The following is a 22,356-nucleotide window of genomic DNA, read 5'->3' as shown; positions in this document are numbered from 1 at the left end:
GCACGTCTTCATCGCGCGCAGGCCGCTGGGATCGATCGGTGGCATCGACGCCGTTGATGGCCTTCGGTCAGTCGGCCTGTTGCGACCGGTGACGGCGGGACGGGCCTGAACCGCGGCAAGTGCAGAATTGATACTGCGCTCAATTCTCTGTATTTTCCGCCCCCGAAGCGGCCCCGCCCAACCGAACTCAGGAAAGCGAGAATCTCAGTGGCGCCCATCCAATATATCGTCGAGGGCGGTCACCGGCTCTCGGGCTCGATCGAGCCGTCCGGCAACAAGAACTCGGCGCTGCCGATCATCGCGGCTGCCCTGCTCACCGAACATCCGGTGACGCTTCAGAACGTGCCGCGCATCCGCGACACCGAGACGCTGGTCGAGCTGATCCGCTCGGTCGGTGCATCGGCCGAATGGCGCGAGCGCAACACGCTCGTCATTCATGCCAAGAGCATCCGCGCGGCCGATCTCGATCCTGAGCTCTGCGTCCGCATCCGCGCCTCGATCCTGCTCGCGGGGCCCCTCCTCGCTCGCTGCGGCGAGGTGATGCTGCCGCCGCCCGGCGGCGACGTCATCGGCCGGCGCAGGCTCGATACGCATGTGCTGGCGCTGGAGCAGTTGGGCGCCAAGGTCACCGCGACCGACCGGCTGGAATTCCGCGCGCCAAAGCTGACCGGCGCCGACGTGTTCCTGGACGAGCCGAGCGTCACCGCGACCGAGAACGCACTCGTTGCGGCCGTCGCTGCCGACGGCGTCACCTATTTGCGCAACGCGGCCTCCGAACCGCATGTGCAGGACCTCGCCAATTTCCTGGTCGCACTCGGTGCGAAGATCGAGGGCATCGGCACCAACACCATGATCGTGCATGGGCAGGCCACGCTTGGCTCGGCAACTTACGCGATCCAACCCGACCATATCGAAGTCGGCTCGCTGATCGGACTTGCCGCCGTGACGCGCTCGCCTTTGCGCATCGTCCGCGCCGGCGTCGAGCATCTGCGCTCGATCCGCATGGGTTTTGAGCGGCTCGGCATCGTCTGCCGGGTCGAGGGCGACGACCTGATTGTGCCCTCCAACCAGACGCTGAAGATCCAGGACGATTTCGGCGGCCACGTGCCCAAGCTGGAGGACCAGCCCTGGCCGGCCTTTCCGGCCGATTTGATGTCGATCGCGATCGTCACCGCCACGCAATGCGAGGGCGTGATCCTGATGTTCGAGAAGATGTTCGAATCCCGGATGTTCTTCGTCGACAAGCTGATCGCGATGGGCGCGCGCATCGTGCTGTGCGACCCGCACCGCGCCATCATCGCGGGGCCCAGCCGCCTGCGCGGCGCCTCGATGATCTCGCCCGACATCCGCGCCGGCATGGCCATGCTGCTTGCGGCGGTCTGCGCCGAAGGCACCTCGACGATCAATAACGCCGACCAGATCGAGCGTGGCTATGAGCGCATCGACGAACGGCTGAACGCACTCGGCGCCAAGATCAAGCGCGTGCCGGAACGGAAGAGCTGAGGCGCCTCCTCGCTTAAACCCTGTCGTGCCCCGGACGCAGCGCAGTACCAAAAGCGCGCTACGGTGATGCGCTGCTGAGCCGGGGCCCATGTTGCGAGGCCCGTGCCCGTGGCTTCTGGGTCCCGGCTCGCGCTTTGCGGTCCGGGACACGAGAGGAGGCCATGTTTTCGACGTGGGGCTGTGTTATCGGCCGGCCATGCTCGAAACCGTCCGCCGCCCATCGCAGCAGCTCGCCGCGCAAAACCACCTCGCCGATGAATTCGGCGAGACGTTGCGGCTGGCAGTGCCGATGATGCTGACGCAGCTCGGGCAGATCGCGATGATCACCAGCGATCTCGCACTGATCGGGCGGCTCGGCGAGGACGCCGTCGCAGCTGCGGCACTTGCGCACACCGTCTATTTCGTCAGCTTCACCTTCGGGCTCGGCTTGATGGCGGCCGTATCGCCACTGGCAGCCCAGGCGTTCGGCGCCGGCGACGTCAGACGCATCCGCCGCTCCTTGCGCGTGGGCTTGTGGGTTGCGTTCCTCATCTCGCTGCCGATGATGGCTTCGCCGCTTTATGGCGAGCACATACTGATCGCGCTCGGACAGGCGCCACCTTCGGCCGTGCTCGCGCAGCGCTATCTGAACGGTCTGGCCTGGGGCATTGCGCCGGCGCTCGGCTTCATCGCGCTGCGAAGCATGATGAGCGCGGTGAACCGGCCACAGGCACCGCTATGGATCACGCTGGCGGCGATCCCCGCGAATTTCGCGCTGGTCTATTGCCTGATCCATGGCCTGTTCGGCTTGCCGAAGCTCGGCCTGTTCGGCGCGGGGCTTGCGACCACGCTCGTCAATCTCGGCACCTTTCTCGCAGCACTCGCCATTGCGGCGTGGCGCAAGCCGTTCGCCGACTATCATCCGCTCGCGCATCTCTGGCGGATCGACTGGCCCTTGATGCGCCAGCTGATCGTGATCGGCGCGCCGATTTCGTTCTCGCTGTTGCTGGAATACGGCCTGTTCTCCTCGGCGGCGCTGTTGATGGGCCTGATCTCGACCACCGCATTGGCCGCGCACCAGATCGCGCTTCAGGTCACGGCTGTGCTGTTCATGGTCCCGCTCGGCATCGGCATGGCTGCGACGGTGCGGGTCGGCCACGCCTTCGGCCGCGACGACCCGGCGGGCGTCCGACGCGCGGGTCTCGTCGCAGCCCTGCTCGGGATTACGTTCGTCGCGGTGCTGACGGTTGCGATCATCCTCGGCCGCTATGAGCTCGGACGGCTGTTCTTCGGAAGCAGCGAGGCGAGCGCACCGACTGTCAATCTGACCGCGACGCTTCTTCTGGTCGGCGCGACCTTCTTCATCGCCGATGCGTTGCAGACCATCATGGGCGGCGCGCTGCGCGGCATCAATGACACCCAGATGACATTGGTGTTCGCGGCAATAGGCTATTGGTGCGTCGGCTTCCCGATCGCCTGGGTTCTCGCCTTCCACGCCGGCCTCGGCGCGGTCGGCGTCTGGATCGGATTGTCGATCGGATCGTTCGTCTATGCCGGCCTCTTGATCTTGCGCTTTCGGATGCTGACGCGCAAAATCCCGGGATGACAAGTCCCGTTCGCGAAATCACCCCGAACGTCGATACCGGCACGGTGCTGTCAGGCGCGCAGTTCATCGACGCCTTTCGCGTCGACATTGGCACCGCGGCAGTCAACGCCCGTGAGGCCTGCACACGGATGGTCTTGAACGGACCACGCTGGGTCGATGCGCTGGTGCGCCTGCGTAATATTCTGGTGACGCCGTTCGGGCTGAAAAAATCGGGCGAAGGCGCACCTGCGCCCGGCGGCTTGATCGGCCTGTTTCCAGTGTTGAGCGAGACGCCCGAGCGGCTGGTCGCCGGCTTCGACGATTCTCACCTCGATTTTCGCATTGTCGTCGACGTGGCCGGGGATGCAGCGAGCCGCCAGGTCACCGTGACCACTCTGGTGAAGACAAACAATTTCCTCGGCCGGACCTACCTCATGCTCATCACACCGTTCCACAAGCTCGTGGCCCGCGGCATGATGGGAAGGATCGAGGAGCCGGTCCGCTAATTATTCCGCCGCTTTCACCGGCCCATCGGCCACAGCTTCGGACCACTCGCCGATGACGCGATCGAGGTCGCAGAGATTCTGGTGCATCTGCTCCAGCGAGAAGCCGAGGGCGAAGAAGCGCTCCGCGGTGTCGCCGGGATGTCCGCGGATCACGCCGTCCTGACGGACGGCGGCAACCGCCTCGGCATAGTGCTGGAGCGCGACGTGCACGGGGTGGATCGGCGGCGCGCCGGCACCCTCGCGCATGGCGTCGGCCGCCGACTTCAGGAAGCGCACGATCGCCGCGCTGACCTCTGTCAGGGGTGCCGCGAGCCTGACCTGCACCTCGACGGGCAGTGGCACCACGGTCGCGCGGCCGATCATCACGACGTCGTGGCGCAGCCGCAAGATCGTGCGCAGCAACGGGCCGGTATCCGGTCCGCTGGACAATCGCGCGGAACGCTCGCGCTCGGCTTCGGCACCAATGGTATTCATGCCGACCATTGCGGCGCCGATCCCGTCCTGAATCCGATGCAACGCATCGTTGTCGCGGCCGCGCGTCAGACCCGCGAGCAGTTCGGTAAAGGCCTCCGCAATCAGCTCGAGCAGCTTGGCAGCGCTCGCGCGAATCTGCCGTACCGCGCGCGACGGCAGCACCAGGAACGAGACGAGCAGCCCCGTCACGGCGCCGACCGAAACCTCGCTGACGCGATCGATCGCCGAGGCCATGGGATCGGCATGATGCATGGTCGGAAGCACAAGCACGATTACGGCCGTCACCGTTGCAGAGCTCAGATTCGGATAGATCGACGCGATATAGGCAAGTGGCGCCACGGCCAGCACCAGCAAACACAGCAGGCCCAGTTCGCCGGAATAGGGGATCAGGATTGCGATGGCGCCGCCGTAGACGGCGCCGCCGATCGTGCCCAGCATGTAGTCGCGCGTCGCCTTGAGCGAGCGCCCTACGCTCATCTGAGTCACGATGATGGACGTCAGCACAGCCCAGAGTGGCAACAACAGGTGTAGCGCGGTGGCGAGTGCATAGGCGGCGGTGGCGGCCACCGTGACCCGGACCGCCAGCCCCAACTGGGTCTTTCGCAACCAGAGCCGGTCGAACAGCTGTCTTACGCCTACCATCGTCAAACGTCCCGGTCCCATCCTCGTCAACCGACCAAAAGCATAGCTGATACCCGTGGCCGCGAGGCGGCTTGAAAGGGGAAATCCGCCCGCCTACCCTGCCGGCCAAAACGAGGAAACACGATGGCCCACGAAACCGCAACGCTCGCGGCCTATGTCGCCAAGCTAAAATATGAGGATATTCCAGCGGAGGTACTTGAGCGCGCAAAGGTGCTGACGCTCGATTTCCTCGGCAGCGCCATTCGCGCACGGCGCGAGGCGGAATCGACGCCGTCGCTGCTGAAGATGCTGGAAGCGCTGGCGCTCGACGGCAAGGGCGAATCCACCGTGTTCGGCGATACCAAAACCTGGACGCCGGCGGTCGCCGCACTCCTCAACGGTGCCCTCGGCCACTCCCTCGATTTCGACGACACGCATGCCGATTCCTCGCTGCATCCGAGCGCGCCGGTGGTGCCGGCCGCGTTCGCGGTCGGCGAGATGGTCGGCGCCTCCGGACGCGACGTGCTGACCGCGATCGTTGCGGGCTATGAGGTCTGCTGCCGGCTCGGCAACGCGCTCGATCCGACTTCGCACTACGCCCGCGGCTTTCATCCGACCGCGACCGCAGGCACCTATGGCGCGGCGGCCGCAGCCGGCAAGCTGTTCGGCCTCTCCGAGACGCAGATCATCTCAGCCTTCGGCGTCTCCGGCAGCCAGGCCGCGGGCTCGCTGCAGTTTCTGCTCAGCGGCGCCTGGAACAAGCGCTATCAGGTCGGCGCCGCCGCGATGAACGGCGTGATCGCCGCCACGCTGGCGCGCAACGATTTCGTGGGTTCGACGGAATCGGTCGAGGGCAAGCACGGCCTGCTCGTCGGCTACACCGACGACGCGCATCCGGACAAGGCCGTCGCCGAACTCGGCAAGAGCTACGAGACCATGAAGATCGGCGTCAAACCCTATCCGAGCTGCCGCTATACCCACGCCGCAATCGACGCGCTGATCGCGATGCGGCGCGAGCACAATCTGACGCCCGAGCAGGTCAAGCGTGTCGAGATCGGCCTGCACCGCAACGGCATCACGCTGACCGGCGATGCCCCGACCAAGCGGCACCCGCGCTCGATCGTCGGGGGCCAGTTCTCGATGTTCTTCACCGGCGCGCTTGCGCTCGACCAGGGCAGCTTCGGCTGGGACGATTACAAACGACTTGGCGATGCCGCGATCGACGCGCTCGCCGACAAGTTCGAGGTGGTGCAGGATTCGCGGCTGGAAGGCCGCGTCCATCCGTTCGGCGCGCGCGTCAGCATCACCACCGACGACGGTGTGCACGAGCGACTGCACGCCGACCCATCCGGCGAACCGACCTCATTCCCTGACGCGCAGGCAATGCAACAGAAATTCTTGACGCTGGCACGCCCGGTGCTGAATGCACGCGCTGAACAATTCGCGGATGCGATCCTATCGCTGGAGCGGTTCGATCGCGTGGCGAAGGCAACGCAGCTGGGGAGGCAGTGAGTTAGCGCCGCGCTGACACACCCTCTCCCCTTGCGGGAGAGGGTGGATTCGATGCGAAGCATCGAAGCCGGGTGAGGGGTCTCTCTCCGCGCGTGAACCTTTCACAATTGAGTTCGCGGAGAGAACCGCTCATCCGGCGCCATTCTCTTAAGAACGGCCGACGAAAGCGGCCTGTGCCACCTTCTCCCGCAAGGGAGAAGGGAAGAGGAGTTCGCCAGCTCAGTTCCCACCCGCCATCTTCGCCTTGTCATGCGTCGCCGCAACCACGTCGCTTACAAGCTGAAACACCCCGTCCACCTCCGGCGGCCAGTTCGGCGAGCGGCCGAGGCGCACGATCACCAGGCGCTCGGACGGGATCACGATCGCATATTGCCCGATCGTGCCCTTGGCGAAGAAGGCATCGCACGGCCAACCGTGCTCGATGCGGTAGTTCGCGCCAAAACTGTCGCCACGATTGGTCCAGAAGCCGGCGCCGATGCCGACCCAGCCGTTCGGCGTGGCCGTCGCGGAATAGTTCACCCAGCTCTCGGGCAGGATACGCTTGCCGCCAACGACGCCGTCGTCAAGATAGAGCTGGCCGAAGCGCGCCCAGTCGCGTGCCGACGCCAGCATTTCGCCGGAGCCCTCGATCGTGCCGGCGCCGTCGAGCTGAATCATGACGTTGACCATGCCGAGCGGCGCGAACAGTTCGCGGCGCGCGAAGCGAAGCGCATCTGCGGGCTTACCGCCGGCGGCATTGCGAATCAGCTGCGCGAGGATGAGGAAGTTGCCGTCGTGATAGTTCCAGGCCGTGCCCGGCGCGGTCGCAAGCGGCGCGCGCTCGGCAAAGGCGGCCATGTCGTTTTCCGCATACTTCATCGTGTTGACCGGCTCGAGCACAGAGCCGAGCGACGCCTGCAACGAGCTTCCGAGCGCGAGCCCGGCGGTGTGGCGCAGCAATTGGTCGACGGTGATGGCATGGCGCGGATCGTCCGGACTCTGCCAGGCGGCGATCGGCGCGGGCCCGTCGAGCTTGAGTTTACCCTGGCGCACCAGAATGCCTGTCAGCGCCGAGGTCACCGACTTGGTCATGGAGAAGCCGAGCAGCGGCGTCTCCGGTCCGATGCCATCGGCATAGCGCTCGGCGATAATGCGGCCGGCTTTCATGACAACGATCGCACGGGTGCGCCGATAAGGCGCTTGCGCTGGCTCGGCGAAGGCACGGTCGAGCGCGGTTGACAGTCCTTCGCTTTGCGGCGCCACCAGTCCCGGGCCGGCGATCTCCGGCAGCAAGGCAGGCTGCTTGTCATCCGGCGACAACGCGACGTCGGTGATCCCCTGGCCGTGCTCGAGCGTGCAGCCGAGCCCCTCGCGATAGACGGCATGGCTGCGGCCGATGCCGAACAGAGACACGGTCACGTCCTTGCGCGCACGATCGACCTGAAAATCCATCGCCCAGGTGAGCGGGCCCGCGCCCGGCATCGCATCCGTGGTCTCGGCGAGATTGCGGCTGGGATCGAGGCCGGAGACGAACGTCTCCGAACAGAGCGTGTGGGCGATGAAGCCAGTCGCAACCTTGGGCACGTCACGGGCCCTCGCCGCGGCGAGCGCGAGGCCTGTACAGGCAATGGCGGTGGTGAGGAGGACGATCTTGCGGCGGCGGGTCACGGGCTTTCTCCGGCTTTGGGGCGAATACCGGAGAAGGACCAGAGCGGGCCGATGGCAGCTCGCCGGATTTGGAAAATGACCAGGTTGAAACTGATCGGACCTGGCCGATTCTAGAGTTATCCTGTGATTTCAAAGGCATAAAACTAAGCCACATCGGCCTTGAGGCGCCGATATTCCGTCGGTGTCACGCCCGTGACCGCCTTGAAGGCGCGGTTGAACGGGCCGAGGGACTGGAAGCCGGCATCCATCGCGATGGTGATGACGGGCACTTCGGCCTGCGAGGGATCGGCCAGCGCGGCCTTGGCTTCCTCGATCCGGTGGTTGTTCAGGAACACATTGAAGTTGCGGTAGCCAAGCCGCTGGTTGATCAGCCGGCGCAACCGGTATTCCGGAATCTTGAGCCGGCCCGCCAGCGCGCCGATGGTGATGTTCTCTTGGCGGTAGATCCGCTCGTCTGCCATCAGCCGCATCAGGGCGTCGATCAGCTTCTGGTCGGCGGCGTCTTCGCTAGCTTGCGGGCGGAAAATGACCGCCGGTGCGGCCTCGGCGACAACCGGAAACAGATCGGCGGCATCGACCCGCATCATGGCGTAGGCGATGGCCGCGACGATGCAGGCGAGCACGCCGGCATTGATCGTATCGGCGGCATCGCCGACGCGATAACCCGCGACGGAGATCTGAAGCAGCGCATTCACCCCGCCATAGAGCGCGCCGGCACAGACGAGGAAGACGCGAACGCGGCGGCGGCGCTCGACCAGGTCGGCCGGCCACGAGGCGATCGTCTGCCCAATCGCAAGCGCGATGAAGCCGAGCACGATCAGGTTGACCACCGTCACCGAAAACCGTACGTGGCCGCCAGGCGCAATCCAGACGCAGCCTGCGAAGCTGAACGCCGTCACCAGCGCCCAGACCCATCCGTGCCACCAGCTTAAGCGAAACTCGTCGTCGAACAGCGCGCGCGTGAACAGCCAGAACACGACGATGTTACCGGTCGATAGCGCAACTAGCGGCGCATGCGATGCCGGGATCCGAGACGTGACACCAACCGAATAGCTCACCGCATGCGCGGCCAAGCCCAGTGCGAGAGCAGCACCGAGCCGCCCCGCCAGCACGTTGCGGAAATCGGCGACCAATGACGCAGCCAGCACCAGCAGCAGCGCGACGCTGGCGGAGCGGAAGGCGAGCTCGAGAGCGGCTGTTGTCATCGAATGCTGCGGTCGATCACGGTTGAGATCGGCCGAACATCGTTCGTTACACCGGCTTTTTCAAGGACCATCCGCATCCCCCACGCACACTGTCATCGCCCGGCTTGCAGCCTCCGCTGAAGCTTCGGCGAGCCGAGTTTGCGAGCCTCGTCGGAGCCTTGGCGGAGACCGGACCTGGCGATGACAGTGGAGTTTGTGGCCGGCCTTTGTCGCGACGGCGCTGCAAATTCCTGCTAGGCTCGCGCCCAAGAAAGCCAAAAGGAGTCCACCATGAGCTGGATGCCCGACAACGATCCCGTGCTCGGCGATCCCAAAACATGCGATGCGCTCGATCTCGTCATCGTGCCGCGCACCCGTGATCTCGGCGATGGATTTGAAGTCCGCCGCGCGCTGCCGCATGGCAAGCGGCAGATGGTCGGGCCCTTCATCTTCTTCGATCATTTCGGACCGGTGCAATTCGTCTCCGGGAAGGGCATGGACGTGCGGCCGCATCCGCATATCGGCCTTGCCACCGTCACCTATCTGTTCGACGGCGCGATCATGCACCGCGACAGCGAAGGCAACATCCAGGAGATCCAGCCCGGCGCGATGAATCTGATGACCGCAGGCCGCGGCATCGCGCATTCCGAGCGCACGCCCGATACGCAGCGCGCCTCGGGTCAGAAGATGCTGGGGTTGCAAAGCTGGATCGCACTGCCGGCGGCATCGGAAGAGATCGCCCCGTCATTCCAGCACTACGCCGCGGGCGATCTGCCGATGATCTCCGAGCGCGATTTCACCGCGCGGGTGATCGCCGGCTCCGCGTTCGGCATCACATCGCCGGTCACGATGGTCTCGCCCTGGTTCTATACCGAGGTCACGGCGGTGGCGGGCGCGCGCGTGCCGCTCGATCCCGATCACGAGGAACGCGCGATCTATGTCGTCGACGGCGAGGTCGAGATCGCCAACGAACGGTATGAGGGGCCGCGCCTGCTGATCTTCCGGCCCGGCGATCGCATCACCGTGAAGGCCGTAAGGCCGACGCGGATGATGTTTCTCGGCGGCGATGCACTCGAGGGGCCACGCCACATCTGGTGGAATTTCGTGTCCTCCAGCAAGGAGCGGATCGAGCAGGCCAAGCAGGACTGGAAAACCGGTCGCTTCGCGGCGGTTCCGCAGGAACACGAATTCATTCCGCTGCCGGAATAGGCTATCCCGATCCTGGGCCGCGCTGTCGCGCGGCCCTAAGATCTCCTGCCTGAAGGCCCTGCCGATGACCACGATGCTGACCAGTGAACTGCCGCTCCCCAAGATCGGGCGTGGCAAGGTACGCGATATCTACGCCGTTGATGACGATCGCCTGCTGCTCGTCACCACCGACCGTATCAGCGCCTTCGACGTCGTGATGGGCGAGACCATCCCGATGAAGGGCGCGGTGCTCACGCAAATCAGCGCCTTCTGGTTCAGAGAGCTTGAGGGCGTGGTGCCGCATCACGTCATCAGCGCCAACACCGACGAGATCATCGCAGCCGTGCCAGCGCTGAAAGCGCACCGCGCCGACATCCTCGGCCGCGCGATGCTGTGCAAGCGCACCACCGTGTTTCCGATCGAATGCGTGATCCGCGGCTACATCTCCGGCTCCGCCTGGAAGGAATACGCGGCGTCCGGCACGCTCGCCGGCGAGAAGCTGCCGGCAGGCCTCGTCGAGAGTGAAAAACTCAATCCTGCGATCTTCAGCCCGGCGACCAAGGCCGAGACCGGCCATGACGAGAACATCACGATCGCGCGGATGCGCGAGATCGTCGGCGACGAGGTCGCCCATACGCTGGAGAGCATGACGCGCGCGATCTACACGCTCGGTGAGGAGCTCGCGCGTGAGCAGGGCATCATCATCGCCGACACCAAGTTCGAGTTCGGCCGCGACAAGGACGGCCGCATCATCCTGATCGACGAGGTGATGACGCCGGACAGCTCGCGCTTCTGGGCGGTCGACGCCTACAGGCCAGGCCAGCCGCAGGCCAGCTTCGACAAGCAGCCCTTGCGCGACTACCTGGATGTCGAACGCCGCGCCGGCCGCTGGAACGGCGACGCCCCGCCCCCGCCGCTCCCGGCAAGCGTGGTCGAGGCGACGAGCAAGAGATATCTGGAAGCGTATCGGCGGATGACGGGAAAAGAGCTGAAGATCTAGCGCGGTCGCAAGTCATCGGGCGAGGACGCCCCTCCGACGTTGACCGCCATTCACATTCACTGTCGTCCTGGACAAGCGAGCAGAGCGAGCGCTGATCCAGGACCCATTACCACAGGACAGGGTTTGGCGAAGACTCGCGGTTAACCGATTTCGCTCCACGACTTCTCCCTGGGTAATGGGTCCTGGCTTTCGCCAGGACGACATCGAGAGATCGCCCGAAACTGTTGGCGATTTCATATTTGCAAAAATCCTTTTGCGCTAGGCTCGCAGTCGTCTACGTCTCGGACGGAAATTTTCAGGGGCGAGCACAAGGGCGTGACAGATCCAGCAATCACCTACAGTCCGGCCGCTCGATTCGATCCGGCCATCAAGCGTGCGCTGAATGATATACTGGGCGGAAGCGCAGCGAGTGTCCTGACCGTCACCTTTGGGCTTTCCTATGCGCTGCTGATCTTCGCCGGTCCGCTCTCCCCCTATCTGTCCTACGGAATCGCCGCGACCTTCATCAGCTCCGCCGTGCTTGCGGCCATCATCGGATTCGGAAGCTCTCTGCCCTTTGCGATTGCCGCACCGGACAGCTCCACCGCCGCGGTGACGGGAATCCTGGCCGCCTCGCTGGTCGAACGCATCGAGACGGCGAATCTGCCAGCACCATTGCTCTCGTCCGTATTGATCACGCTCGGCCTGTCGACCGTTCTGACCGGACTCACTCTGTGTGGATTGGGACTGACACGGATGGGCCGCGCGATCCGCTCCGTGCCTTTTCCCGTGGTCGGCGGCTTCCTCGGCGCCACCGGACTTCTGATCGTCATGGGCGCCATCCGGGTCATCACCAATCATCCGGTGCAGTTCGGGACGCTGCTGGGCTTCACGAGCGGCATCATGCTGTCGGAACTGGGGGCGGCGTGCGCGATGGCGCTGGTGCTGTATTTCACCTGGCATCGCTCGCGCAGCCCGTTCGGACTGCCGATCATCCTGGTCGGCGGCATGCTCACGGCACATGTGGCGTTCTGGATCGCGGGCATCTCGCCGGAGGACGCGCGCGCCATGGGCTGGACCTTCGAGCCTCCGCCGCCGGCCGCCTTCATGCTGCCCTGGCATACCGACGGTCTCGTCCGCTATCCTTGGCCGGCCGTGCCGGACCTGCTCGGCAACGTGGTCGCCGTGATCTTCGTCACGGCATCCAGCACGCTGTTCAACACCACGGGTATCGAGGTCGCCGTGCATCGCGAGGCTAATCTCGAGCGCGAGCTGAACGTCACGGGCGCGGCCAACATCCTGGCCGGAGCGCTCGCCGGCTATGCCGGCTGCATTTCGGTCAGCCGTTCGATCCTCAATTTCCGCAGCGGCGGCCGCGGACGCCTGTCGGGTCTGACCGTCGCGGCGATGTCGCTCTTGATGCTGGCCATCGCGCCCGATCTGCTCGGGTTCATGCCGAAATTCGTGCTTGGCGGCCTTCTGCTCTATCTCGGCGCCGATCAGCTCCACAAATGGATCATCGAGTCGCGCAAGCGGCTATCGAAGCTCGAATATCTGTCGCTGATCGCCATCATCGTGATCATCGTGATCTGGGGCTTCGTGCCGGGCATCCTGATCGGGGTGATCATCGGCTGCCTGACATTCGCGTTCAGCGCGGCGCGGGTGGAGTCGATCAAATACAGCTTTGACGGCTCCGAATACCGCTCTTCGCTCGACCGCTCGCGGGACGATCAGGACGTGCTACTGGCCCATGGCGGCACGATCCAGGGCCTGAATCTCCAGAGCTACCTGTTCTTCGGCTCGGCCAACCGGCTCTATCAGCACGTCAAGCGCCTGCTCGGGGAGCGGCCGGAGTGCCGCTATCTGCTGTTCGACTTCAAGCTCGTGACCGGCGTCGATTCCTCGGCCGCCTACAGTTTTGCCCAGATCAAGCGCAGCGCGCGCGACCTCGGCGTCGAGCTGATCCTGGTGCATCTGTCGGCCGCGGCCGAAAAGGTGCTGCGGTCCAGCGATTTCATCAGCGAAGGCGTCACCATCATTCCCGAGCTCGATCATGCGCTGGAATGGTGCGAGAACGAGATCATCTCGCAACATCAGGGGCTCGCTCAGGAAGAGGCCAACTTGCGGGACTGGTTCGCGCGGATTCTCGATAGCGAACGGGACGCCGACGAGCTGATCCGCCGCTGCCAGCGCCTCGAGGTCGATGCCGGGGAGATCATCGTGCACGCCGGCGACCCCGCCGATTCCATGCACTTCATCCTCGACGGACGCGTCGGCATCATGGTCCCTGCCGAGGACGACCGGACCACGCGCGTACGGAGCCTCGGCCGCTACACCACGATCGGCGAGATGGGGCTGGTGTCGCACACGCCGCGCAGCGCGACCATCCAGGCCGAGGTCGCAAGCGTGCTGTACGTGCTGAACACGCACCAGTTCGATGCGATCAGGGACGAAGACCCCGAGCTCAGCCACAAGCTGCTGACCTATTTCGTCTCGGTCATGGCCGAGCGGCTTAGCTTTGCAAACAGGACCATTGCGGTGCTGCGCCGGTAAGGCCGGCGTAGCTCGGAGCAAAGCGCAATCCGGGCTTTCGCACGAGGCTCGAACGTTCCGGATTTCGCTTCGCTCCATCCCGGCGACGGCACTCCCTCCGCGGCTACAGGCCTACACCCCTGCCATCATCACGTATTTGATCTCGACATATTCTTCCATGCCGTGATGCGAACCCTCGCGGCCGAGACCGCTCTCCTTGACGCCGCCAAAGGGCGCGACTTCCGTCGTGATCAGGCCGGTGTTGACGCCGACCATTCCCGACTCCAGTGCCTCGGCAACGCGCCAGACGCGGCCGAGGTCGCGGGAATAGAAGTAGGAGGCGAGACCGAACGGCGAGTTGTTGCACATCGTGATCACCTCGGCTTCGTCCTTGAAACGGAACACCGGCGCGAGCGGGCCGAAGGTCTCCTCATGCGCAACGAGTGCGTCCGGCTTGACGTTGGCGAGCACCGTCGGCTCGAAGAAGCTGCCGCCGAGCGCATGGCGCTTACCACCGGTGACGATCTTCGCGCCACCCTTCACCGCGTCCGCAATGTGTTTTTCGACTTTGTCGACGGCTTCCAGATTGATCAGCGGGCCCTGCACCACGCCGGCCTCGGTGCCGTCGCCGATCTTCATTGCAGCGACTTTCTTGGAAAGCTTTTCGACGAACTCGTCGTAGACCTTATCCTGGGCGTAAATGCGGTTGGCGCAGACGCAGGTCTGGCCCATGTTGCGATATTTCGAGACGATTGCGCCCTCGACCGCGGCATCGATATCGGCATCGTCGAACACCACGAAGGGCGCGTTGCCACCAAGCTCGAGGCCGAGCTTCTTCACACCGACGGAGGCTTGCTGATAAAGAATCTTGCCGACCTCGGTCGAGCCGGTGAAGCCAACGAAACGCACGGCGGGATGCTCGCACAGCACCTTGCCGATGGCCGACGAATTGCCGGTGAGGATATTGAATACGCCCTTCGGCACGCCGGCCTTTTCGGCGAGCGCGACCAGCGCAAGCGCCGTCAGCGGCGTTTCGTTCGCGGGCTTCAGCACAACGGTGCAGCCGGCCGCGAGCGCAGGCGAGACCTTGCGGGTGATCATCGAGCAGGGAAAATTCCACGGCGTAATCGCGCCGCAGACTCCGATCGGCTGCTTGATCGCAAGCAGGCGCGCATCGGGGCGCTGCGTCGGGATCGTCTCGCCATAGACACGGCGCGCCTCCTCCGCGAAAAATTCGACATAGGCGCCACCGATATCGACCTCGCCGAGCGCCTCGGTCAGCGGCTTGCCCTGCTCCGAGGTGAGGATCAGTGCCAGATCTTCGCGATTGGCTGCAATCAATTCGAACCATTTGCGCAAGATATTGGAGCGCTGTTTTGCCGTCAGCTTGGCCCAGGCCGGAAACGCCCGCTCGGCGGCTTTCACCGCCTGCGTGGTCTCCGCCGTGCTCATAACGGGGATTTTGGCTAGCTCGGCACCGTTCGCCGGATTGGTCACTGGCCGCGACGGCGTGCCGACCCAGGCGCCGTCGATGTAGCAGGCCTCGCGCAGCAGCGCGGGATCCTTGAGACGGTCGCGCAGGGTGGAGGTGGCTTGCGAGGCGCGTGCGGCGGCGGTCGGGGTCATGACGTTGCTCCTGGGACTGTCGGATTGGCCCGGAATATAGGGGCATGCGGCGCATCTTGCATCGCCCCGCAAACGCAAATCTGCTTCAAGCTAATCTGGGGGCAGCGCGAAGCCCGCGCAGGACGATTCTTGCTTGAGCCTGTCTTGCTTGAGCCTGGCCGCGATCTCTTAACCTCTCCCTACGGGAGGGGTCCTGCATCGTAGGCAGAAACTCAGCCCAACTCAGTCTTGTCGTTGGTCTACGCTGCGCCGCTCATATAGGTCTCGCGCCGGCCGACCATGTGCTCGGCGGCCGCCTTGGCATCGGCCTTGGTCGAGGTCGCGCAGGTCCGGTATTCGAGATCCGGCACGGCCGTGGTGTCGCGCCGGCCGAACCACGACTTTGAGCCGACCGGCAGCAGTGCGAGAGCCTGCGCCAGATTGAGCCGACCGGCAGCAGTGCGAGAGCCTGCGCCAGATTCTCGACCGCTCCGAAGGAAAATAGCGCGCCGGTACCGGCGATCCGGACTTCGTAAATGCCGGGCGAAATCGGCGCCTCGAGGTTGTCGCCCCGCCCAGCACGGGGATAGCGCTTCCATTCGCTCCAGGTCGAAATCATTTCAAGCCCCCTCGCGGTCATCGAAGCCGCCAAGATTTGCATCAATTGTTTGGCCGGCCGCGTCGATTCAGCCGTGTTCTGAACGCCTTGGTGCACAAAATGTTTCAGAGCAGTATGTTCGAAGCATACCGCCTGTTACCCTACGAGGTCTCGGCGAAGTGCGGTCATCCACCGCCGATTGTGACGAGGTGTTGCAGTTTGGTTCGCCTGTCGTCCTTCGCACGTGACCCGCCGTCAAGTCACGACATCGCGAACGGCGCGGGGGTTGAGATGCTTGCCGCACGTGGTTGCCGGGAGGACAATCGATCACTTCCAACAATAATCAAACCGGAGGAAACGCGCATGCAAAGCAAAGCCCAGATCGATCAGGTTCTGCGCCAGAAGAGCGATGCGAAGGCCATTCCAGGCGTCGTCGCCATCGCCGCGACCGGTAAGGACGTGCTGTACGAAGGCGCGTTCGGCAAACGCGACCTGTCCAAGCCCGATGCGATGACGGTGGACAGCGTATTCTGGATCGCCTCGATGACGAAGGCGGTCACCGCGGCAGGTGCGATGCAGCTGGTCGAGCAGGGCAAGCTTTCGCTCGAAGCGCCGATCAGCACGGTGTTGCCGGACCTCGCCTCAGTGCAAGTGCTCGAAGGTTTTGACGCCAGCGGCGCGCCGAAGCTGCGCCCGGCATCGCGACCGATCACGCTACGTCAGCTCCTGACCCATACGGCCGGCTTCTGCTACAACGTGTGGAACGGCGACTGCGCTCAATATCTGGAGAAGACCGGGACCCCGAACATCTTTTCCTGCCAGAACGTCGCGCTGAAGACGCCGATCATGTCCGACCCTGGCACACGCTGGGAATATGGCATCAATATTGACTTCGTCGGCAAGGCCGTGGAGGCCGTCAGCGGCAAGAAGCTCGATGCTTACTTGCGCGACAATCTGTTCACGCCGCTTGGCATGAGCGATACCGCGTTCAAGATCACCGACGACATGCGCCAGCGGCTGGTCGCCACGCATGCACGCGGCGAGGATGGATCGCTGGCGCCGATCCTGTTCGAGATCGAACAGAACCCGGAATTCCACATGGGCGGCGGCGGCCTTTACAGCACTGCCGGCGACTACATCAAGTTCACCCAGATGATCCTCAACAAGGGCCGCGGCAACGGCAACCAGGTGCTCCGGCCCGAGACGATCGCGACGATGAGCCAGAACCACATCGGCGATCTCAACGTCACCAAGCTGACGTCCGTGGCACCGATGTACACCAACGACGTCGATCTCTACCCGGAGCAGACGAAGAAATGGGGCCTCAGCTTCCTCATCAACACGGTCAAGACTGCTGAAGGCCGCAGCGCCGGCAGCCTCGCCTGGGCCGGACTTGCCAACACCTATTTCTGGATCGACCCGTCACGCGACGTTACGGGCGTCATCCTGATGCAACTCCTGCCATTCGTCGATAAGGAGTGCCTCGAGGCCTACGCCGGCTTCGAGCGCGGCGTCTATGCCGGGCTCGATGCCGGAAGCGGCCAGAGGGCGGCATAGCCCCTTAAGTCTAAGGCGCGCCCTGTCGCGCGCGCCGAGAACAGGATGTACCGTGCCCCGAAGGCCCTCGCCCTCGGGGCACGCGGCCATCATGAACCAGGCTGGAGGACACGACCTTGGCGGACAAAGCTGAAAGCTATGTATGTGGCATCTCCGATACGCCGCTGCTCGGCGACACTATCGGCCGCAGCCTCGACCTGGCCGTGCGGCGCTGGCCCGATCGTGAAGCGCTGGTCTCGCCGAGTCATGGCGTGCGATGGACCTGGAAGGAATTTGCCGAGCGGGTCGACGCGCTCGCCGCCGGTTTTCTTGCGCTCGGTCTTGAGCACGGGGCACGGATCGGCATCTGGTCGCTGAACCGCCCGGAATGGACACTGACCCAGTTCGCGGCCGCCAAGGCCGGACTGATCCTGGTGACGATCAATCCCGCCTACCGCCTCAGCGAGCTGGAATTCGCCCTTTATAAGGTCGGCTGCGCAGCGATCGTCACCGCGACAGCCTTCAAGACCAGCAACTACATGGAGATGCTCAATACGCTGCTCCCCGAGCTTGCCGGCGCCAGGCCCGGGCAGCTGCAAGCGGCGCGGCTCCCCGATTTGCGCATCGTCATCCAGATCGGCGATCCCGCCGTATCAGGCACGATTCCGTTCGACGAGGTCGCGCGCATGGGCGGCGCCCGTCACCGCGAACAGTTGGCCGCGCTCGGCGCGTCGCTGCAGTTCGACGATCCCGTCAACATCCAGTTCACCAGCGGCACGACCGGCTCGCCGAAGGGCGTGACGCTCACCCATCACAACATCCTCAACAACGGCTATTTCACCGGACGCGCGATGCGCCTCACCGAGACAGACCGCATCTGCATTCCGGTGCCGCTCTATCACTGTTTCGGCATGGTGATGGGCAACCTCGCCTCCGTCACGCTCGGCGCGGCCATGGTCTACCCCGGCGAGGGCTTTGATCCGCTCGCGACACTGCGCACGATCGAGCAGGAGAAGTGCACCGCAGTCTACGGCGTGCCGACCATGTTCATCGCAGAGCTCGATCATCCCGAGTTCTCGAAGTTCAATCTAACATCGCTGCGTACCGGCATCATGGCCGGGGCGCCGTGCCCGATCGAAGTGATGAAGCGCGTCAACACCGAGATGAACATGCGGGAGGTGACGATCGCCTACGGCATGACCGAGACCAGCCCGGTCAGCTTCCAGAGCGCGATCGACGATCCACTCGAACGCCGCGTTTCCACCGTCGGACGCATTCATCCTCATGTCGAGGTCAAGGTCGTCGATCTCGACGGCAAGATCGTCAAGCGCGGCGAACGCGGCGAGCTCTGCACCCGCGGCTACAGCGTCATGCTGGGCTATTGGGAGGACGAGGAGAAGACCGCCGACGTGCTCGACGCCAATGGCTGGATGCACACCGGCGATCTCGCCACCATCGACGCCGAAGGCTATTGCAACATCGTCGGCCGCATCAAGGACATGGTGATCCGCGGCGGCGAGAACCTCTATCCGCGCGAGATCGAGGAATTCCTCTATCGTCACCCCAAGATCCAGGACGTGCAGATCTTTGGCGTGGCGGATACACGCTACGGCGAGGAGCTCTGCGCCTGGATCCGCGTCAGGTCAGGCGAGACGCTCACGGCCGAGGAGGTTCGCGCCTTCTGCGAGGGCCAGATCGCTCACAACAAGATCCCGCGCTACGTCGAATTCGTCGACGAATTCCCGATGACCGTGACGGGCAAGATCCAGAAGTTTTTGATGCGGGATGCCGTGGAGCAACGGCTCGGGCTAAAGGCGGCGAAAACGGCGTGAGGACACTCATATCAAAATGACGCTGCCATTCCCCGCGAAAGCGGGGAATCCAGTACGCCGCGGCCTCTTCGTATTCGTCGCTGTCTCTGGAATACTGGATCGCCCGGTCCCGTCTCCGCCAAGGCTCCGACGAGGCTCGCGAACTCGGCTCGCCGGAGCTTCAGCGAAGGCGGCAAGCCGGGCGATGACGGCGAGTGTGCGGAACGTCAGTATCACGAGCTCGTCATTGCGAGCGCAGCGAAGCAATCCAGAGTCTTTCCGCGGAGATGGTCTGGATTGCTTCGTCGCTTCGCTCCTCGCAATGACGGCGCGTTACACCGTCAGCCCGCGCTGCTGCGCCAGCTCCTTCAGCGACACCTGCGGACGGGCGCCGATGTGCTGGATGACTTCGGCGGCGGCGAGCGCGCCAAGCTGGCCGCATTGGTTGTAGGAGAGATCCCGCGCGAGACCGAACAGGAAACCGGCAGCAAAGAGATCGCCGGCGCCGGTGGTGTCGACGAGCTTGTCGATCGGCGAAGCGGGCACCGCGACGGCATCTTCCGACGACACTACCATGCAGCCCTTCTCGCTGCGCGTGACCACGCCGAGATTGACGTCGTTACGGAGCTGCTTGAGCGCGGTGTCGAAGTCCGACGTCATGTACAGCGAATGTAATTCCGACTCGTTGGCAAACACGATATCGACCGTGCTGTTCTTCATCAGCGACAGGAACTCGTCGCGATAGCGGTCGACACAGAATGAATCCGACAGCGTCAGCGCCACCCTGCGGCGCGCATCATGCGCGATCTTCGCCGCCTTGACGAAAGCATCCTTGGCGTTTTTCGGATCCCAGAGATAACCCTCGAGATAGACGATGCGCGCGGCCGCGATCTCGGCCGGATCGATGTCGGCGGGCGACAGATCCTGCGCCGCGCCGAGATAGGTGTTCATGGTTCGCTCGCCATCCGCCGTCACCAGGATGTAGGAGCAGCCGGTGGCCGGACCATCCTTGGCGGCCGGCGTGTCGAAGGCGACGCCGGCGGCGCGGATGTCGTGGACATAGAGCTTGCCGATCTGGTCGTCCTTGACCTTGCCGACATAGGATGCCCGCGCCCCCAGGCTCGCAACGCCGACGATGGTGTTGGCGGCCGAGCCGCCCGACACTTCCGTGGCCGGGCCCATGTCCTTGTAGATGGCGGCCGCACGGGCCTCGTCGATCAGGGACATGCTGCCCTTGGTCATGCCGTGCTTGGCGAGAAAAGCCTCATCGGTCCGAACCAGCACGTCGAACAGCGCATTACCGATCCCCAGGACGTCATATTTGGCGTCATATTTTGCGTCAGCCATTCACCTTGATCCCGTTGCCTGATTGCGGTTAGGCGGAAAATCCGCTTCCTACTGCTTGAAAATCCGGCTCGCGGCCTATCACGACCGACCCCGCGCGAGCAAGCAACGAAGGGTTATCTTTTGACGCGTTTTCTTCACGCGAACCGGGACCACTTCGCTCGAAAACGCTATTGTATTCAGGCCTCATGATCCGCTCCTTCCTGACAGTCTCGACGGGAACATTGGCCTCGCGGCTGCTGGGATTTGCGCGGGATTCCCTAATCGCAGCGCTGCTCGGGACCGGTGCCGTCGCGGACGCATTTCTCGCCGCGTTCCAGCTCGTCAACGTGGTGCGCCGGCTGCTCAGTGAAGGCGCGCTCAATGCGGCGTTGGTCCCGGCCTGGTTGCGCACGCGCGAGCGCGCCGGCGACGAGGCCGCAGCGGCTTTCGCCGGCCGTGTGCTGGGGACGATCAGCGCGGCACTCATCGTGGCCTCGATCGCCATCGCGCTGGTGATGCCGCTGATCATCACCATCATCGCGCCGGGATTCGCCGGAAGCAACACGCGCGATCTTGCAGTGGCGAACGCGCGACTGATGCTGCCCTACCTCGCCTTCGCCGGACCGGTCACGGTGCTGATGGGGCTGCTCAATGCGCAAGGCCGTTTCGCGCTCACCGCGTTCTCGCCGCTGCTGTTCAACATCGCGCTGATCGCCGCGATCGCAGCTCTGCTGCTGGGGCACGCCGATGCCGTCTTCGCTGCATGGACGCTTGCCGCGACCGTCGGCATTGCCGGCCTCTTGCAGCTGTTGATGCTGGGCTCGCAGCGCAGCGCGCGCCTTGCCACGCCCCTGCGCGTCACCTTCGACAAGGAGATGCGCGGCTTCTTCGCCAAGGCGATCCCCGGCATGATCGCCAGCTCCGGCCCGCAATGGCTGATGGTGGCCGGCGCCATAATCGCATCGGCAACGCCGTCAGCTGTCTCCTGGCTTTATTTCGCCAACCGCCTGATCGAATTGCCGCTCGGCATCGTCGGCGTCGCCATGGGCACCGTTCTGATGCCGGAGCTGACGCGCGCGACCGGAAGCGGCGACCGTAGCGCCGTGGCGCATGCGGAATCGCGGGCGCTCGAGCTTGCCACGGGTCTCGCGCTGCCGGCGACCCTTGGCCTGATCGTGCTGGCCGAGCCGATCGTGCGATTGCTATTCGAGCATGGCGCATTTGGCGCGAGCGACAGTGCGGCAACAGCAAGCGCGCTGATGGCGCTGGCGCTGGGTCTTCCCGCCCATGTCCTGATCAAGGCGCTGTCACCGGCTTTTTTCGCCCGCGGCGACACGATGGCACCGCTGATCGCTACCGCAAAAGGGTTCGTGGTCGCCGTGGCGCTCGCCGTGGTGCTTGGCCATGTCTTCGGCGCGACGGGTATCGCGGCGAGCATCGCGTGCGGCGCCTGGAGCAGCGCGCTCTCGCTGCTTCGCAAAGGCGCCGCCGAATTCGGCTTCGCGGTCGACGCCGCCGCCCGCAAGCGGCTGCCGCGGATTGCGCTCGCCGCGCTTCTCATGGGCGCCCTGCTCTGGCTCGCGACCGCCATCGCGCCCGCCGGCGGCCACAGCCTGCTCGGGCTGATCGTTCTCGGCCTCCAGATCACAGGCGGCCTGGTGGCCTACGGCCTGTTCCTGAAACTGCTCGGCATTGCCTCCTGGCGCGAGGCGCTTGCCGCCTTGAGGCGGCCGGCGCATCTGGACCAGGACGCGTAGGAAGCAGCGAATT

15 protein-coding genes and 1 pseudogene are annotated in these 22,356 nt (G+C 64.5%); 10 read left to right on the top strand and 6 right to left on the bottom strand.

The annotated features are described in order from the left end of the window. Positions 1–207 precede the first annotated feature (207 nt). The 3 genes from murA to SO140_RS06450 all read left to right on the top strand — a co-directional run bounded on the left by murA (position 208) and on the right by SO140_RS06450 (position 3,573). Entirely contained in the window at positions 208–1,503 is a 1,296-nt protein-coding gene (gene murA / locus SO140_RS06460) for a UDP-N-acetylglucosamine 1-carboxyvinyltransferase (protein ID WP_449377670.1), read from the top strand. A 196-nt stretch (positions 1,504–1,699) separates the two neighbouring features. Beyond that, a complete protein-coding gene (locus SO140_RS06455) occupies positions 1,700–3,088 on the top strand; it encodes an MATE family efflux transporter (protein WP_449377671.1) in 1,389 nt (462 codons plus the stop codon). Beyond that, positions 3,085–3,573 carry a DUF2867 domain-containing protein gene (locus tag SO140_RS06450; RefSeq protein WP_449377672.1) on the top strand — a complete coding sequence of 163 codons (489 nt, stop codon included), beginning with the start codon at positions 3,085–3,087 and terminating at the stop codon, positions 3,571–3,573. Before SO140_RS06455 ends, SO140_RS06450 begins: the two co-directional genes overlap by 4 nt. On the opposite strand, the gene SO140_RS06445 is transcribed toward SO140_RS06450, so the two are convergent. Then, the gene (locus SO140_RS06445; protein ID WP_449377673.1) at positions 3,574–4,689 is read right to left on the bottom strand and encodes an FUSC family protein; all 1,116 of its coding nucleotides are present in this window, start codon (positions 4,687–4,689) and stop codon (positions 3,574–3,576) included. It lies immediately after the preceding gene. A 123-nt stretch (positions 4,690–4,812) separates the two neighbouring features. Between SO140_RS06445 and SO140_RS06440 the strand changes: the two genes are divergently transcribed. After that, complete coding sequence (locus SO140_RS06440) at positions 4,813–6,180, top strand: MmgE/PrpD family protein (RefSeq protein ID WP_449377674.1); 1,368 nt, start codon at positions 4,813–4,815, stop codon at positions 6,178–6,180. Between the two features lie 219 nt (positions 6,181–6,399). On the opposite strand, the gene SO140_RS06435 is transcribed toward SO140_RS06440, so the two are convergent. Together SO140_RS06435 and SO140_RS06430 are read right to left on the bottom strand one after the other, a co-directional pair. Continuing rightward, positions 6,400–7,827 carry a serine hydrolase domain-containing protein gene (locus SO140_RS06435; protein ID WP_474800879.1) on the bottom strand — a complete coding sequence of 476 codons (1,428 nt, stop codon included), beginning with the start codon at positions 7,825–7,827 and terminating at the stop codon, positions 6,400–6,402. Positions 7,828–7,970: 143 nt separating this feature from the next. Continuing rightward, a complete protein-coding gene (locus tag SO140_RS06430; RefSeq protein ID WP_449377676.1) occupies positions 7,971–9,032 on the bottom strand; it encodes an AraC family transcriptional regulator in 1,062 nt (353 codons plus the stop codon). Positions 9,033–9,302: 270 nt separating this feature from the next. Here SO140_RS06430 and SO140_RS06425 point away from each other — a divergent pair, with 270 nt between their 5' ends. From SO140_RS06425 to SO140_RS06415, 3 genes are all read left to right on the top strand, one after another. Then, on the top strand, positions 9,303–10,220 hold the full coding sequence (locus SO140_RS06425; protein WP_449377677.1) for a pirin family protein: 918 nt from the start codon (positions 9,303–9,305) through the stop codon (positions 10,218–10,220). Positions 10,221–10,284: 64 nt separating this feature from the next. Further along, positions 10,285–11,199 carry a phosphoribosylaminoimidazolesuccinocarboxamide synthase gene (locus SO140_RS06420; RefSeq protein WP_449377678.1) on the top strand — a complete coding sequence of 305 codons (915 nt, stop codon included), beginning with the start codon at positions 10,285–10,287 and terminating at the stop codon, positions 11,197–11,199. A 315-nt stretch (positions 11,200–11,514) separates the two neighbouring features. Beyond that, entirely contained in the window at positions 11,515–13,731 is a 2,217-nt protein-coding gene (locus SO140_RS06415; RefSeq protein WP_449377679.1) for an SLC26A/SulP transporter family protein, read from the top strand. 111 nt (positions 13,732–13,842) lie between these two features. Here SO140_RS06415 and SO140_RS06410 read toward each other — a convergent pair whose 3' ends face one another. Together SO140_RS06410 and SO140_RS06405 are read right to left on the bottom strand one after the other, a co-directional pair. Beyond that, on the bottom strand, positions 13,843–15,336 hold the full coding sequence (locus tag SO140_RS06410; RefSeq protein WP_449377680.1) for an NAD-dependent succinate-semialdehyde dehydrogenase: 1,494 nt from the start codon (positions 15,334–15,336) through the stop codon (positions 13,843–13,845). Positions 15,337–15,575: 239 nt separating this feature from the next. Then, positions 15,576–15,934 (bottom strand): annotated as a pseudogene (locus SO140_RS06405) (hypothetical protein). Positions 15,935–16,276: 342 nt separating this feature from the next. On the opposite strand from SO140_RS06405, the gene SO140_RS06400 reads away from it, so the two are divergent. Together SO140_RS06400 and SO140_RS06395 are read left to right on the top strand one after the other, a co-directional pair. Next, positions 16,277–17,470: a serine hydrolase domain-containing protein gene (locus SO140_RS06400; RefSeq protein ID WP_449377681.1), complete on the top strand. Its 1,194-nt coding sequence runs from the start codon at positions 16,277–16,279 to the stop codon at positions 17,468–17,470. Positions 17,471–17,586: 116 nt separating this feature from the next. Then, positions 17,587–19,281, top strand: coding sequence for an AMP-binding protein (locus SO140_RS06395; protein WP_449377682.1), 1,695 nt, complete (start codon positions 17,587–17,589; stop codon positions 19,279–19,281). Between the two features lie 312 nt (positions 19,282–19,593). Here the strand turns inward: SO140_RS06395 and SO140_RS06390 are convergent, their stop codons facing one another. Then, on the bottom strand, positions 19,594–20,607 hold the full coding sequence (locus tag SO140_RS06390) for an adenosine kinase (protein WP_449377683.1): 1,014 nt from the start codon (positions 20,605–20,607) through the stop codon (positions 19,594–19,596). Between the two features lie 185 nt (positions 20,608–20,792). On the opposite strand from SO140_RS06390, the gene murJ reads away from it, so the two are divergent. After that, entirely contained in the window at positions 20,793–22,343 is a 1,551-nt protein-coding gene (gene murJ / locus SO140_RS06385) for a murein biosynthesis integral membrane protein MurJ (RefSeq protein WP_449377708.1), read from the top strand. The last annotated feature ends 13 nt before the right edge of the window (positions 22,344–22,356 follow it).

The sequence above is a fragment of the Bradyrhizobium sp. UFLA05-108 genome (assembly GCF_059803455.1).
Note: the sequence above shows the minus strand (reverse complement) of the source record. Positions and strands in the feature narration are given on the sequence as shown.

What these genes read in the sequence shown, in the direction of transcription:
- SO140_RS06450 (WP_449377672.1), top strand. Translation starts at nt 3,085, where the DNA reads ATGACAAGTCCCGTTCGCGAAATCACCCCGAACGTCGATACCGGCACG.
- murJ (WP_449377708.1), top strand. Translation starts at nt 20,793, where the DNA reads ATGATCCGCTCCTTCCTGACAGTCTCGACGGGAACATTGGCCTCGCGG.
- SO140_RS06410 (WP_449377680.1), bottom strand. Translation starts at nt 15,336, where the DNA reads ATGACCCCGACCGCCGCCGCACGCGCCTCGCAAGCCACCTCCACCCTG.
- SO140_RS06430 (WP_449377676.1), bottom strand. Translation starts at nt 9,032, where the DNA reads ATGACAACAGCCGCTCTCGAGCTCGCCTTCCGCTCCGCCAGCGTCGCG.
- SO140_RS06400 (WP_449377681.1), top strand. Translation starts at nt 16,277, where the DNA reads ATGCAAAGCAAAGCCCAGATCGATCAGGTTCTGCGCCAGAAGAGCGAT.
- SO140_RS06420 (WP_449377678.1), top strand. Translation starts at nt 10,285, where the DNA reads ATGACCACGATGCTGACCAGTGAACTGCCGCTCCCCAAGATCGGGCGT.
- SO140_RS06440 (WP_449377674.1), top strand. Translation starts at nt 4,813, where the DNA reads ATGGCCCACGAAACCGCAACGCTCGCGGCCTATGTCGCCAAGCTAAAA.
- SO140_RS06390 (WP_449377683.1), bottom strand. Translation starts at nt 20,607, where the DNA reads ATGGCTGACGCAAAATATGACGCCAAATATGACGTCCTGGGGATCGGT.
- SO140_RS06445 (WP_449377673.1), bottom strand. Translation starts at nt 4,689, where the DNA reads ATGGTAGGCGTAAGACAGCTGTTCGACCGGCTCTGGTTGCGAAAGACC.
- SO140_RS06455 (WP_449377671.1), top strand. Translation starts at nt 1,700, where the DNA reads ATGCTCGAAACCGTCCGCCGCCCATCGCAGCAGCTCGCCGCGCAAAAC.
- SO140_RS06425 (WP_449377677.1), top strand. Translation starts at nt 9,303, where the DNA reads ATGAGCTGGATGCCCGACAACGATCCCGTGCTCGGCGATCCCAAAACA.